Source organism: Micromonospora sp. MA102 (assembly GCF_025460765.1).
Taxonomy (GTDB): domain Bacteria; phylum Actinomycetota; class Actinomycetes; order Mycobacteriales; family Micromonosporaceae; genus Micromonospora; species Micromonospora halotolerans.
In genome coordinates this window covers 147618-161061 of the sequence record NZ_JAMWEG010000012.1, presented here as the reverse complement: position 1 = coordinate 161061, position 13444 = coordinate 147618, and the positions used below count along the sequence as shown (strand labels likewise).

14 protein-coding genes are annotated in these 13444 nt (G+C 75.3%); 5 read left to right on the top strand and 9 right to left on the bottom strand.

Annotation, left to right across the window (positions count from 1 at the left end; translation table 11 throughout):
• Window positions 1–12: 12 nt before the first annotated feature.
• Window positions 13–618: a 4'-phosphopantetheinyl transferase superfamily protein gene (locus NFX44_RS23250; RefSeq protein ID WP_262285699.1), complete on the top strand. Its 606-nt coding sequence runs from the start codon at window positions 13–15 to the stop codon at window positions 616–618.
• 8 nt (window positions 619–626) lie between these two features.
• On the opposite strand, the gene NFX44_RS23245 is transcribed toward NFX44_RS23250, so the two are convergent.
• Window positions 627–2009, bottom strand: coding sequence for a class I adenylate-forming enzyme family protein (locus NFX44_RS23245; RefSeq protein ID WP_262285698.1), 1383 nt, complete (start codon window positions 2007–2009; stop codon window positions 627–629).
• Window positions 2010–2234: 225 nt separating this feature from the next.
• Between NFX44_RS23245 and NFX44_RS23240 the strand changes: the two genes are divergently transcribed.
• On the top strand, window positions 2235–2720 hold the full coding sequence (locus NFX44_RS23240) for a GNAT family N-acetyltransferase (protein ID WP_262285697.1): 486 nt from the start codon (window positions 2235–2237) through the stop codon (window positions 2718–2720).
• Window positions 2721–2732: 12 nt separating this feature from the next.
• Here NFX44_RS23240 and NFX44_RS23235 read toward each other — a convergent pair whose 3' ends face one another.
• From NFX44_RS23235 to NFX44_RS23200, 8 genes are all read right to left on the bottom strand, one after another.
• Window positions 2733–3983, bottom strand: a complete 1251-nt coding sequence (locus tag NFX44_RS23235) for a beta-ketoacyl synthase N-terminal-like domain-containing protein (protein WP_262285696.1) — start codon at window positions 3981–3983, stop codon at window positions 2733–2735.
• A gap of 55 nt (window positions 3984–4038) precedes the next feature.
• On the bottom strand, window positions 4039–5307 hold the full coding sequence (locus tag NFX44_RS23230; RefSeq protein ID WP_262285695.1) for a beta-ketoacyl synthase: 1269 nt from the start codon (window positions 5305–5307) through the stop codon (window positions 4039–4041).
• Window positions 5304–5711, bottom strand: coding sequence for a cupin domain-containing protein (locus NFX44_RS23225; RefSeq protein ID WP_262285694.1), 408 nt, complete (start codon window positions 5709–5711; stop codon window positions 5304–5306). The genes NFX44_RS23230 and NFX44_RS23225 overlap by 4 nt, the downstream gene beginning before the upstream one ends.
• Window positions 5708–6415: an SRPBCC family protein gene (locus NFX44_RS23220; RefSeq protein WP_262285693.1), complete on the bottom strand. Its 708-nt coding sequence runs from the start codon at window positions 6413–6415 to the stop codon at window positions 5708–5710. The genes NFX44_RS23225 and NFX44_RS23220 overlap by 4 nt, the downstream gene beginning before the upstream one ends.
• The gene (locus tag NFX44_RS23215) at window positions 6412–7917 is read right to left on the bottom strand and encodes an acetyl/propionyl/methylcrotonyl-CoA carboxylase subunit alpha (protein ID WP_262285692.1); all 1506 of its coding nucleotides are present in this window, start codon (window positions 7915–7917) and stop codon (window positions 6412–6414) included. Before NFX44_RS23215 ends, NFX44_RS23220 begins: the two co-directional genes overlap by 4 nt.
• Window positions 7917–8393, bottom strand: coding sequence for an acetyl-CoA carboxylase biotin carboxyl carrier protein (accB, locus tag NFX44_RS23210; RefSeq protein WP_262285691.1), 477 nt, complete (start codon window positions 8391–8393; stop codon window positions 7917–7919). The genes NFX44_RS23215 and accB overlap by 1 nt, the downstream gene beginning before the upstream one ends.
• A 114-nt stretch (window positions 8394–8507) precedes the next feature.
• Window positions 8508–10235: an acetyl-CoA carboxylase carboxyltransferase subunit alpha gene (locus NFX44_RS23205; protein ID WP_262285690.1), complete on the bottom strand. Its 1728-nt coding sequence runs from the start codon at window positions 10233–10235 to the stop codon at window positions 8508–8510.
• Window positions 10232–10564, bottom strand: coding sequence for a TcmI family type II polyketide cyclase (locus NFX44_RS23200; protein WP_262285689.1), 333 nt, complete (start codon window positions 10562–10564; stop codon window positions 10232–10234). The genes NFX44_RS23205 and NFX44_RS23200 overlap by 4 nt, the downstream gene beginning before the upstream one ends.
• 416 nt (window positions 10565–10980) lie before the next feature.
• On the opposite strand from NFX44_RS23200, the gene NFX44_RS23195 reads away from it, so the two are divergent.
• From NFX44_RS23195 to NFX44_RS23185, 3 genes are all read left to right on the top strand, one after another.
• Window positions 10981–11826: a BTAD domain-containing putative transcriptional regulator gene (locus NFX44_RS23195; protein WP_262285688.1), complete on the top strand. Its 846-nt coding sequence runs from the start codon at window positions 10981–10983 to the stop codon at window positions 11824–11826.
• A 139-nt stretch (window positions 11827–11965) separates the two neighbouring features.
• Window positions 11966–12313, top strand: a complete 348-nt coding sequence (locus NFX44_RS23190) for a TcmI family type II polyketide cyclase (protein ID WP_262285687.1) — start codon at window positions 11966–11968, stop codon at window positions 12311–12313.
• Window positions 12314–12539: 226 nt separating this feature from the next.
• Window positions 12540–13406 carry a helix-hairpin-helix domain-containing protein gene (locus tag NFX44_RS23185; RefSeq protein WP_262285686.1) on the top strand — a complete coding sequence of 289 codons (867 nt, stop codon included), beginning with the start codon at window positions 12540–12542 and terminating at the stop codon, window positions 13404–13406.
• The last annotated feature ends 38 nt before the right edge of the window (window positions 13407–13444 follow it).

Below are 13444 nucleotides of genomic sequence, written 5' to 3'. Positions count from 1 at the left end.
TAACCTCTTTCCGTGAACCAGCTACCGGTGCCCGGTCGGGACACCGTGTACGTGTGGACCGGCCGGACCACCGGCGACCAGCGGGAGCTGGCGCGGCGGCTGCTGAGGCGCGCGGGTGGCGCGTTGCTCGGCCGGCCCGAGGCGGAGATCGGGGTGGGACGGGCGCCCGGCGGGCGCCCGGAGGTGTACGCGGCCGGCGGGCGGACGCTGCCGGTCAGCGTCAGCCACGTCGACGGGATGGTCGTGGTGGCCGCCCGGCCCGGCGGGCCGGTCGGGGTGGACGTCGAGCGGCGCCGGCCGCTGCCCGCCACGCCGCTGGCCCGGCGCTGGTACGACCCGGACGAGGCGGCCTGGCTGGCCGCTCGGGCCGAGGCCGGGCGGGAGCTGGACTTCCTGCGCCTGTGGACGGCCAAGGAGGCGGTCGGCAAGGCGCTCGGCACCGGGCTGCGCGACGGCGGGCTGCGCCGCCGGATGCCCGCGCCGGACGGCGGCGAGCTGCTGCGCCCGGTCCCGGGCTGTCCCGGGGTGCGGGTCGGCCATCCGGCCGGCGGGGCCGGCCTGGTGCTCGCCGTCGCGGTCGCCGGGGCGGCCGGGCCGGTCGAGGTCGCCCTCGCGTAGCGGGCCGGTCATGACGCGGCGTCCCGGAGCGCCGGCGCGGAGCGGACCAGCTTGCCGGTGGTGGTGCGGGGCAGCTGGTCGAGCAGGTGCAGGGTGCGGGGGCGCTTGTAGCCGGCCAGGCGCTCGGCGAGCAGCTTGTCCAGGGTGTCCTCGGACAGCGAGCCGTCGGTCTGCACGTACGCGGTGACGCCGTCGTCCCAGACCACCACGGCGGCGGTCACCCCGGGCAGCTCGGCGACGGTGGCCTCGACCTCGGTGAGGTCGACCTTCATGCCGCCCACCGACACCTGCGAGTCGAGGCGGCCCTTGATGGTGACCAGCCCGGTGCCCGGGTCGACCACGCCGGCGTCGCGGGTGTGCAGCCAGCCGTCGGCCCAGCGGGTCGGGTCGGCGAGCCCGACGTACGGGTTGGCCGGGCAGCTCACCCACAGCTCACCGCCGGACTCGCAGACCCGGACGCCGGGGGCGGGGGCGATGGCCGGGCGGTGCGCCCCGTGCAGGTCGGTGCCGATGACGCCGACCTCGGTCATCCCGTACATGTTGCCGAGCGGGACGCCGTAGCGGTCGGTGAAGGCGCGGGCCACGGCGGCCGGGACCAGCTCGCCGCCGGTGGTCATCCGCCGGAGCTGCGGAAGCGGCCCGGACGGCACGGTGGAGGCCAGCAGGCCGATGTGGAACGGCACGCCGAGCACGGTGGCCGGGCTGTCCTGGGCGCCGACGGCGGCGAGGATCGCGTCGCCGCTGAGCCGCTCGGGCGGGCACAGCTCGACGCCGGCGTGCAGCCCGTAGAGCAGGCCGCCGACGAGGCCGAGCACGTGCACCATGGAGGGCAGCAGGACGATCCGCTCGCCGGGCAGCGCCACCCCGTCGATCCGGGTGTAGCGGTGCACCTCGCCGACCAGGTCCGCGGCGGTGCGCCCGATCACCTTGGACGGCCCGGTGGATCCGGAGCTGAGCTGGATCACCGCGTGCGGGCTGCCGGCCGGGCGGTCCGCGTACGCCGTGACGCCCGCGGTGACGTCGACGAAGATCCGCAGCGCCCCGCCGCCGGTCCGCACCGGGGCGACCACCACCTGCGGGGTGAGCCGGCGCAGGGCCTTGTCGACCTCGTGGTCGGTGAGCCGGTGGTCGAGCAGGATCGCCTGCGCGCCGGTGCGCCAGGTGGCCAGCAGGTGCACCACGTATGCCAGCGACGGGGGCAGCCGCAGCGCGGCGGCGCCGCCGGGGCGCAGGCCGGCGCCGGACAGCCGGGTCTGCGCCTCGCCGACGAGTCGGCGCAGGGTGGCCTTGTCGACCGGCTCGGGCAGGCGGAGACAAATGTCGGTGGGACGCCCGGTGAACAGAATGTCGTCCACCCAACTCGCGTCTGTCGACACAGGATCTTCCGCCATAGGATGTGCTGTCACGACCGCCCACCGCCCAGCCTCGAAGTGGGCGAAATACGCCCAACACGTGCGTTCTCCGGGGTGCTGACGGAACAGTACGACAGCCGTTGGATCCATTGCTACATGCAAATGGCTAGATCAATAAGGGCGGCCGGACGGATTGCTCAGGCTCGATCGGACAGGCAGGATCGGTGCCACGCCGGCCCGGTACCCCGCCGGCCGCTCGACGCTGTGCTCGGCGGCGTGCGGTGCGGCCCGGCAGGTGTCTACGCTCGCGGCATGTTCCGTGTGGCCCGGCCCGGCGACTTCGCGCAGATCATCCGCCTCTACCGGCAATTGCAGCCCGACGATCCCCGTTTGACCGACGGATCCGACGAACGGGCCTTCGCGCAGATCCTGAGCAATCCGGCGCTGCACCTGTTCGTCCTCGAACTGGACGGGGTCGTCGTCGCCACCACGTACCTCAACGTGATTCCCAACATTTCCCGATCGGCGTCGCCCTACGCCGTCATCGAGAACGTCGTCGTCGACGAATCGCGGCGCGGCACCGGCCTGGGCAAGCAGATCATGGCCGGCACGCTCCAGGCCGCGTGGGACGCGGGCTGCTACAAGGCGATGCTCATGACGGGCTCGCGCCGGCCCGCCACCCACGCCTTCTACCGGGCCTGCGGGTTCTCCGGCGACGTCAAGACGGCGTACCTGGCCCGACCGTCCTGACCCGGCGCCCCCTCACCTCTCGCCCCCGGACGGCGGAGGCGCCGCGCCGCGGAGGACCACCGCGCTGTTGAAGCCGTCGAAGCCGCGCGCCCCGACCAGGGCGATGCGGCTGCGCGGCGGGCGCGGCCGGCGCAGGAAGGTCAGCTCGCAGCCCGGCGCCGGCTGCTCCGGCCCGGCCGAGGCGGGCAGCAGGCCGTGGTGGAAGGCGAGCAGCGCGGTGGCCGCGTCCAGCGCCGAACCGCCCTGGTGGGCCCGGCCGGTCAGCGGCTTCTGGGTGGTCACCGGCGGGGTCGTCGCGCCGAAGACCGCGCGCAGCGCGGCCGCCTCGGCCCGGTCGTACGCGGGCACGCCGAGCGCGTCCGGCCAGATGACGTCCACGTCGTGCGGGCGGACCGCGGCCCGGTCCAGGGCCAGCCGCAGCGCCCGGGCGTAGTGGGTCGGGTCCGGCCCGGCCTCCGGGTCGGTCGGTGCCGCGTCGTGGGTGGCCGCCCAGCCGGTGATCTCCCCGTAGACCCGGGCGCCCCGCGCGAGGGCGTGTCCCAGCTCCTCCACCACGAAGACGGCACCGCCCTCGGCGGGCACGTACCCGGCGGCGCCGGTGTCGAACGGCCGGTACGCCCGCTCCGGGTCGGCCACGTCGCTGAGCAGCCCGGAGCGGAGCTGGCAGGCCAGCGCGTACGGGCTGAGCGGGCACTCGGTCGCCCCGGCCACCACCAGCGGGGTGCCGCGCCGGATGGTCCGCACCGCGTGGGCGAGGCTGTCCAGCCCACCGGCCGACTCGGAGACGGTCACCCCGCAGGGCCCCTTGAGCTGGTGCCGGATGGAGAGCTGCCCCACGCTGGCCGCGTAGAACCAGGCGATCGACTGGTACGCCCCGACGGTCCGGCTCGGTCCGCCCCAGAGCCGTTGCAGCTCCTTCTGCCCGAACAGGTTCCCGCCGGAGGAGCTGGCCAGGGTGACCGCCCACTGGTACGGGTCGGGCGCCTCGTCGGGCAGGCCGGCGTCGGTCAGCGCCAGTCGGGTGGCGGCGAAGCCGAGGTGCGTCCACCGGTCGGTCTGCACCCGCTGCCGGGTGTCGCTGAAACCGGCCGGGTCGAAGTCGGGCACCTCCCCGGCCACCCGGGTCGGATAGCCGGCCGGGTCGAACAGGGTGATCGGCCCCGTGCGGCGGGTGCCCGCGAGCACCGAGTCCCAGTGCGCGTCGGCGCCGACACCGGTCGGGGCGACCACCCCGATCCCGGTCACCACGGCCCGGGCCGTCACGGCGCTGTCCTTGTTCGCGACTGCGGGGCTCGCAACACCGGCTCACTCCTCGCGCTCACGGGTAAACCGCCAGCCGGCGGAAGATCATCGCGGACTGGAAGCCGCCGAAGCCGCTGCCCACCGACAGCGCCACGTCCACCGGCACCTCCCGGGCCTCGTTGGGCACGTAGTCCAGGTCGCACTCCGGGTCCCGGGTGGCCCAGTTGGCGGTCGGCGGCACCACGCCGTACTCGATCGCGAGGGCGCACGCGGCCATCTCGATGGAGCCGATCGCGCCGAGCGAGTGCCCGACCATCGACTTGATCGAGCTGATCGGCACCCGGTACGCCGCCGCGCCCAGCGCCCGCTTGAACGCGGCCGTCTCGTGCCGGTCGTTCTGCCGGGTGCCGGAGCCGTGCGCGCTGACGTACGACACGGCCGACGGGGCGAGCCGGGCCTGGCGCAGCGCGTCGGTGATCGCCACGGCCATCTCCGCCCCGTCGGGGCGCAGCCCGGTCATGTGGAAACCGTTGCTGCGGCTGGCGTAGCCGGCGACCTCGCAGTAGACGTGCGCGCCCCGCCGCAGCGCGTGCTCGGCCTCCTCCAGCACCAGCACGGCCGCGCCCTCGGCCAGGACGAAGCCGTGCCGGTCGGCGTCGAACGGCCGGGAGGCGTGCTCCGGGTCGTCGTTGTCCGGGCTGGTGGCGCCGATGGCGTCGAACGAGGCGACGGTGACCGGGGAGATCGGCGAGTCGGCGGCCCCGGCCAGCACGATGTCCGCCTCGCCGTCGGCGACGAGCTGGTGGGCGTACCCGATGGCGTCGATGCCGGACGTGCAGCCGGTGGAGACCACCTGCGCCGGGCCGTGCAGGCCGTGCCGGCAGGCCACGTCGGCGGCCAGGCTGCTCGGGATCAGCGCCTGGTACAGGTACGGCCCGCCGAGGGTGTGGTCGACCAGCCAGTTCCGGCCGGAGTCGCTGACCCGCACGTACTCCTTCTCCAGCGCCATGGTGCCGCCGACGGCGGTGCCGAGCACCACGCCGGCCCGCTCCCGGTCGGCGTCGGTGAGCGTGAGGCCGCTGTCGGCGAGCGCCTCGGCGGAGCAGGCCAGGGCGAACTGCACGTACCGGTCGGCCCGCTGCCGCTCGGCGAGGGTGATGCCGGCGGCGTCCGGGTCGAAGTCGCACTCGGCGGCAATTTGCGAGCGGAACGGCGACGGGTCGAAGAAGCTGATCCGCCGGGTGGCGGTGCGCCCCTCGGTGATGGTCTTCCAGAACCGGTCCCGGGTGGCGCCGCCGGGTGCGACGACGCCGACGCCGGTGACCACGGTCCGCCGGCCGGTCACGACGGTTTCCGGGGTGGTGGGGCGCCCTCGGTGTCGACGTGGCCGAGTTCCGGGCGGGGGGCGAGCGGCCCGAGGTGGAAGACCACCTCGGCCGGCTCGTCGCCGGTGTTGCGCAGCCGGTGCCGCACGTCCCTGGGCACGAACAGCGCCTCCCCGGCGGCGACGGGCACCGGCCGGTCGTCCAGGTCGACGGTGATCGCGCCGCGGGCGACGTAGAGGAACTCCTCGCTGTAGGGGTGGTAGTGCTCGGCGATCCGCTCCCCCGGCGCGAGGGTGGCCACCCCCATGAAGCCGGAGGTGCTGCCGACGGTCTTCGGGCCGAGCAGCACCCGCAGCTCGCCACCGCGCCGCCGGTCGGCGGTGACGTCGTGGACGGAGACCCGGGCCGTGGAGGTGTCGGTCATCGCGCGCCTCCCGCGTGCGCCCGCTCGATCCGCTCCTTGATGACGGCGAGCTGGACCTTGCTGTTGGTGTTGATCCGCTCGGTCATGCCGGCGTTGTCGACCGGCGCCGTGGGCTTCATGGCGAAGTCCTGCACCCAGGTCATCCGGGTGCCGCCGTCGACCTCGTCGTAGCGCCAGTGGATGCGCATGTACTCGAACGGGCCGGTCTCCACCCGCCGGGCGTGCACCTCGCGGGTGCCCGGATCGGCGGTGCGTTCGCTGACCCAGCTCCACGACGTGCCGTTCTCGTCGGGGTGCATGGTGAGCCGGAACCGGACGGTGTCGCCCTCCCGGTGCAGGATCTCGACCGCCGCGTACTCGGTGAACAGCTCGGTCCACCGGGCCACGTCGTTGGTGATCTCCCAGACCAGCGGCAGCGGGGCGGCGATGTCGACGGCGTTCTCGGTGTGCCCCGGCGGGTCCGCCTTCCGGGCCACCAGGTCGGCGACGCCGGCGATGCTGAGCTGCCCGGCCTGCTCCGGGATCTTCACCCGCCAGCGGTCCGCCACGACCGCGGAGAGTTCGAGCAGCGCCAGCGAGTCCATGCCCAGCTCCTCCAGGCTCGCGGCCGGGGTGCGGGCGGCCGCGTCGGCGTCCAGGCCGCAATGGGTCACCAGGATGTCGGTGATCTCGTTGGTGAGCGGTCGGTCGGGAGCGACGGTCATGGGTTCCTCCAGGCGTTCGGGCCGGCGGCGGGCGCGGCGGTGACGGGAGTGCGGCCGGCCGGGTCGGTGTCGGCGCGGATGTCGGGCACGGGGGTGGGCACGGCCGGTTCGGCGGGCGGGGCCACCTCGGCGACCGGCGCGGCGTCGGCGGTGGGCGGGTGGAGCAGGCGGTCGACCAGGGCGGTGGTGTGCCGTCCGGCCCGGAAGGCGTCGTCGCGCAGCACCCGCCGCGCGAACGGGATGGTGGTGCGCACGCCGGGGCCGGCCACCTCGAACTCGCCGAGCGCCCGGTCGAGCCGGTCCAGCGCGCCGTCCCGGTCCGGCGCCCAGACCGCCACCTTGGCCAGCAGGGAGTCGTAGTGCGGGCTGACCAGGTAGCCGACGTGGCCGTGGGTGTCCACCCGGGTGAACGGGCCGCCGGGTGGCCGGAACCGCTCCAGCCGGCCGGGGGCGGGAGCGAAGTCCCGGTCCGGGTCCTCCACGTTGACCCGGCACTCGACGGCCACCCCGCGCAGCCGGACGTCCTCCTGCCGCCAGCGCAGCGGCGTGCCGGCAGCCACGTGCAGCTGCTCGTGGACCAGGTCGATGCCGGTGACCAGCTCGGTCACCGGATGCTCCACCTGGATCCGGCAGTTGATCTCCAGGAAGTGGCAGCGCTCCGCCTCGTCCACCAGGAACTCGACGGTGCCGGCGCCGCTGAAGCCGACCGACAGGGCGCCGCGCAGCGCGGTCTCCGCGAGGGTGTCCAGGGTGGCCGGGCGCAGCGCCGGGGCGGGCGCCTCCTCGATGAGCTTCTGGTGCCGGCGCTGCACCGAGCAGTCCCGGGTGCCCAGGTGGATGCCGTTGCCGTGGCCGTCGCAGAGCACCTGCACCTCGACGTGCCGGGCGTCGGCCAGGTACCGCTCGACGTACACCCGGTCGTCGCCGAAGGCGACCTGGGCGGCGGCCCGGGTGCGGGCGTACGCGCGGGGCAGCTCGGCGGCCGAGCGGACCACGGTCATCCCGCGCCCGCCCCCGCCGGCGGCGGCCTTGACGATCACCGGGTAGCCGACCTCGGCGGCCACGTCGAGCGCCTCGGCGGCGGTCGGCAGGGTCCGCACACTGCCCGGCGGCAGCGGCAGGCCGGCCCGGCGCATCAGCGCCCGCGCCGTGGACTTGTCCGCCAGGGCCGCCATCACCTGCGGCGGCGGGCCCACGAAGACGAGCGCGTTCTCGGCGCAGATCTCGGCGAAGTCGGCGTCCTCGGAGAGGAAGCCGTAGCCGGGGTGCACGGCCTGCGCGCCGGTCTGCCGGGCCGCCTCGACGATCGCGGCGGCGTTCAGGTAGCTCTGCCGGCTGGACGCCGGTCCGATCTGGACGGTCTCGTCGGCCAGCCGCACCGGCAGCGAGTCGGCGTCCGCGCTGGAGTGCACCACCACGGTCCGCACGCCCAGCTCCCGGCAGGCGCGCAGCACCCGCAACGCGATCTCGCCCCGGTTGGCGATCAGCACCTTCTCGAACATCAGGCGTCCCGTCCGGTGAGCGGTTCCAGGGCGATCAGGGGCTGGTCGTACTCGACCGGCTTGCCGTCCTCCACCAGCACCTCGACCACCCGCCCGGCCTGGCCCGCGGCCACCTCGTTCATGAGTTTCATCGCCTCCACGATGCCGATCACCTGGCCGGGGCGGACCACGTCGCCGACCACCACGAACGGGGCGGCGCCGGGCTCGGGGGCGCGGTAGAAGGTGCCCACCACGGGCGCCCGCACCGCCGGCCGTTCCGTCACGGGAGCCGGCTCGACCCGCGGTGCGGTGACCGGGTCGGCCTCGGCACGCGGCGCGGGGGCCGGCGGGACCGGGTGGTGCCACTCGACCTCCAGCACGGTCTCGCCGCTGCGCAGCCGTACCCGACGCACCGGGCCGGCCAGCTCGGCGACCAGCTTGCGGGCGTGCCGGCTCAACCCCTCCAGCACCTCCTCGGCTCCGCCGTCCGCGCTCACTGCGCCACCTCCGTTCGCGACTGCGGGGCTCGCAAGATCGGCTCACTCCTCGCGCTCACCCGGCCACCTCCGTTCGCGACTGCGGGGCTCGCAAGATCGGCTCACTCCTCGCGCTCACCCGGCCACCTCCGTTCGCGTCCGATCGACCGCCTCGACCGGCGGGTTCACGCCGGCCGACCGGGCCGCGCCGAAGCGGCGGAACCGCTGCCGGCGGCGGCGGACCAGGGTGGCGGGCGGCACGGCGAGCAGCGGGGCGAGGTTCGCCGCCACGGCCCGGCCCAGCAGCTCGGCCGCGCCGGCGGGATCGTTGTGTGCGGCGGGCCGCGGCTCGGGCACCACCTCGTCGACCACCCCGAGCCGGCACAGGTCGGTGGCGGTGAGCCGGAGCGCCCGGGCGGCCTGCGGGGCGGCCGAGCTGTCCGACCAGAGGATCGCGGCGCAACCCTCCGGGCTGATCACCGAATAGACGGCGTGCTCCAGCATCAGCACCCGGTCGGCGACCGCGAGGGCGAGCGCGCCGCCGCTGCCGCCCTCGCCGGTGACCACCGCGACGACCGGCGTGGGCAGGACGCTCAGCGCGAGGATGTTCTCCGCGATCGCGGCGGCCTGGCCCTGCTGCTCGGCGTCCACGCCCGGGTCCGCGCCCGGGGTGTCCACGAGGGTCACCACCGGCAGGTGGAGCCGGGCCGCGAGGCGCATGAGCCGCAGGGCCTTGCGGTGCCCGGCCGGGCTGGCCATGCCGAAGTTGCGGGCCACCAGCTCCGCGGTGCTGTGCCCCTTCTGGTGGCCGATCACCATCACCGGCCGGCCGTCCAGGCGGGCCACCCCGCCGACGATCGCCGGGCAGTCCGCGCCGAGCCGGTCGCCGTGCAGCTCCACGAAGCCGTCGAAGGCGGTCTCCAGGTAGTCCAGTGTGGTGGGCCGGCCGGGGTGCCGGGCCGTGCGTACCGTCTCCCAGGCGTCCCGGGCCGGTCCGGGCGCGCCGGCCGTGACGGCCGGTCGCGGCGCCGGCTCCTGCCGGGGTACGGGCACCCGCCGGCTGGCCTCGGCGGCGGCGAGCAGCGCCGTCAACCGCCCGCGCAGCGCGTGCCGGGGCACCACCAGGTCGACCTGGCCGTGGCGGAGCAGGAACTCGGCGGTCTGGAAGCCCTCGGGCAGGGTGGCGCCGGTGACCTGGCGGATCACCCGGGGGCCGGCGAAGCCCAGCCGGGCGCCGCTCTCGGCGAGCACCACGTCGGTGTTGGTGGCGAAGGAGGCCGCCACCCCGCCGTAGGTGGGGTCGGTGACGACGCTGACGGTGAGCAGCCCCGCCTCACGCAGCCCGGCGACGGCCTGGCTGACCGTGGCCATCTGCATCAGCGACAGCGCGCCCTCCTGCATCCGCGCCCCGCCGGAGGCCGTGACGATCACCAGCGGGGTGGCGTCGGCCAGCGCCCGCTCGGCGGTGCGGGTGATCAGCTCGCCGACCGCGCAGCCGAGGCTGCCGCCGAGGAACCGGAAGTCCATCACCGCGAGGGCGACCGGGTGGCCGCCGACCCGGGCGGTCCCGCAGAGCACGGCCTCGTCCAGGCCGGAGCCGGCGCGGGCCGCGCCGAGCCGGTGCGGATAGGGCAGCGCGTCCACGAACCCGATCGGGTCGACCCGCACCGCCCGGTCCGGCAGCGGGGTGAACGAGTCCGGGTCGACCAGCTGCGCCACCCGGTCCGGGGCGTCCAGCCGGGCGTGCGACCCGCACTCCGGGCAGACGTCGAGGTTGCGCCGCAGCCGCTTGCGGTAGAGCAGCGAGGCGCAGTCGTCGCAGCGGGCCCACAGCTGCTCGTCCCGCGGTGCGGTGGTGGTCACGGCCGCCGCCCGGGGGCGTCGTACCGGTAGAAGCAGTGGGCCATGGCGTCGCGCGGCGACCGCCAGGTCGGCAGGTACGGCGAGATGTACGGGCGCAGCCGTTCGCTGACCCGGACGAACTCGGGATGGCCGCGCGCCTCCTCCACCGCCCCCTCGGTCGGCGCCTCCGTCTCCAGGAGATGGACGTAGAGGTCGTGCAGCCGGTAGAGGGAGCGGTGCCGGACGCCGACCAGGCCCGGCAGCTCGGTCGCGTCGGACGCGGCGAAGATCTCGGCGACCCGATCCTCGGCGGTCGGCACCACCTTGGCGACGATGAGCGAGCGGTCCATCCGCGGCCTCCCCTGGATGCGTACCGGTGCGGGACGAGCGATCTCGGCGCACGACTGGCGCCACGGTGCCGCCGGCACCGTCAACGCGGCGTCAACCGGCCACCATCGGCCCGGGAAGTTGGTGACGCTGCGTTGACGCAAACTGTGTGCGGGCTATGTGAAGATCAGAATCCGCGAATGGATAGCGACACTTTTTCGCAGTTCACAGGGCGCTCGTGTGACCATTACAGACGGTCAGCAAACCGACGCGTCGTTGACTCAGAGTAACAAGTGTTGATATCCTCCGTACCGGTCAGCCCGGTCACAGCGGGCTTTTTCCGCCACGGCGGAGCCGTTCCGACACCGGCGTCGCGGGCAGCCGAGCCGAGCGACAGAGGACGGTCGGGACGAGGGTTCCGCGTGCTGGGGGTGCGCCCGTGTCCGGTGGATCGAGATTGCCGACGGCGGGGGACCCCGCCCCACAGGTGTCGCTGCACCTGCTCGGCGGGTTCCGGCTGCTCCACGACGGCGTACCGGTGGTGGTCCCCCGGGGCCTGCAACGGGTCATCGCCCTCATCGGGCTCCGCCCGGCCGCCACCCGGAGCCACCTCGCCGGGCTGCTGTGGCCGGAGACCTCGGAGGACCGGGCGCTCTCCTCCCTGCGCACCGCGCTGTGGCGGCTCCGCCAGGACCCCTGCTGCCCGCTGCGCACCGACGGCGACACCGTCCGCCTCGACCCCGCCGTCCACCTCGACGTCGACGAGCTGGTGGCGTCCGCCGACCAGGTACGCGACGGCCGGGTGCCCCGCGGCGCCGCCGGCGCCGGCCGGCACGACCTGCTCCCCGGCTGGTACGACGACTGGGTGCTGCTGGAACGGGAACGGCTGCGGCAGCTCCGGCTGCACATGCTGGAGGAGCTCGCCGGCAACCATCTCGCCGCCGGGCGGCACGGCGAGGCCCTGGAGGCGGCGCTGGAGGCGATGGCCGCCGAGCCGCTGCGGGAGACACCGCACCGCCTGGTGGTCCGCATCCACCTCGCCGAGGGCAACGCGTTCGAAGCGGTGCACGCCTTCTACGTCTACCGCGACCTGCTGCTGCGCGAGCTGCGCCTGGAACCGTCCCCGGCCATGTGCGCGCTGCTCGACGACACCCTCGCCCCGATCCGGCGGGCCAGCCGGCGGGAGGCGCCCCAACGGCGCGCCGACCGGACCAACGCCCCCGGCCGCCCGACCGGCTCGTCGCCGCGCGGCTCGACCGCACCCACCACACCCCACCCGCGCTGACCGCCGCCGGCGTCACCACCGCCATCAATGTCACCGTCCGGGCCGTGACGGCCAGGTGACAGCGGGCCCGGCAGGGTGTGCCCACGGTGGTCGGCGCCCTGGACCGGAGTCGGCACCGCCAGCGGCGAGAGGGGTCCCGATGAGTCGACTGTTGGTCGTCAGCCGGATCGTGCCGGGCGCACAGGGCCGGGTGGCGCAGATCTTCGCCGAGTCCGACGCCACCGACCTGCCTCGCCTCACCGGGATACGGCACCGCTCGCTGTACTACCTGCACGACCTGTGCGTGCACCTCATGGAGACGGTGGACGTCGACCCGGACCTGGCCGCCGAGGTCCGCGACAACCCGTTCTACCAGCAGGTCAACGAGCGGCTCTCGGCGCACACCTCGCCGTACCTGCCGACCTGGCGTTCCCCCCGCGACGCCGTGGCCGGCTGCTTCTACAGCTGGGACGCGGCCGACCTGCCGGCGCCCCGCCAGGCCTGCTGAGCGGCCCGGCGCGAAGACCGGGGCGTCCCGAACCCTCGAACGGCACCAGGGTCCGGGGCGCCCCTTCGGCGCAGCACACGCTCGGTCATCCCGCGGCCACCGGCCGGCACGTCCCGTCCCACCGGCGGCGGCAGCCGCCGACCTCCCTGTCGTCCCGCGCGTACGTGTGCGAAGCTGCCCCCGGTTTTCTCGCGATTGTCGTTCACGTACATAGGAGGAGGTTGGCATGCCGTCGAGCTTCGGGCAGTGGCTGGTGCTGATCCTGGCCCTGCTGGTGGGCCTGGTCATCGGGTGGGTGGTGAGCGGCCGACGGAACACGGCCGGCACCGGCACGCCCACGGTGGAGGGTGCCGCCGCCCCGGCGCCCGAGGTGACCGCCACGGTCGACCGGGAGCGGCCGGAGGCCGTGGTCGACGAGGTGCCGGCGCCCGCCGCGGTGACCGAGGCGCCGGCCCCGGCCGACCAGGACGCCGCCCCGGCCGCCGCCACGCTGGCCGCCGAGGCCACCCCCCTGCCGTCCACCGAGCCGGTGACGGTCACCGAGCCGGCCGCCTCCGACGAGGTGCCGGCCCGCACGGTGGCGGCCGAGCCGGTGGCCGAGGAGGGGCAGCCGGTGGCGGTGCCCGCGCCGCGCGCCGCCGACGAGGAGGCCGAGCCGGCCCGCACCGCGCCGGAGCCGGTGGCCGTGGCCGAGGAGCCGGCCGCAGCGGCCGAGCCGGCGGCCGACGAGCCGGTCGCCACCGAGCCGGTGGCCGACGAGCCGGTGGCCGACGAGCCGGTCGCGCCCGTGACGGTGCCCGCGCCGCGCGCCGCGGTCGAGGACGCCGCTCCGGCCCAGGTGGACGCCGCCGACGACTTCCGGCGGATCCAGGGCATCGGGCCGAAGCTGGCCGCCGCCCTCCAGGCCGCCGGCATCCGCACCTACCAGCAGCTCAGCGAGCTGGACGAGGCGACGCTGCGGGAGACCGTCAAGGCCGCCGGCCTGCGCGCCGCGCCGGGCCTGGCGACCTGGTCGCAGCAGGCGAAGGTGCTGGCCGGCGCCCGCGCCGAGGCCGAGCGGGTGCTGCCGGCCGGGGCCGGCGAGGGCGCCTGATCCGACGCGCGGCCGGTGGTGACCGGCGGTCACCACTG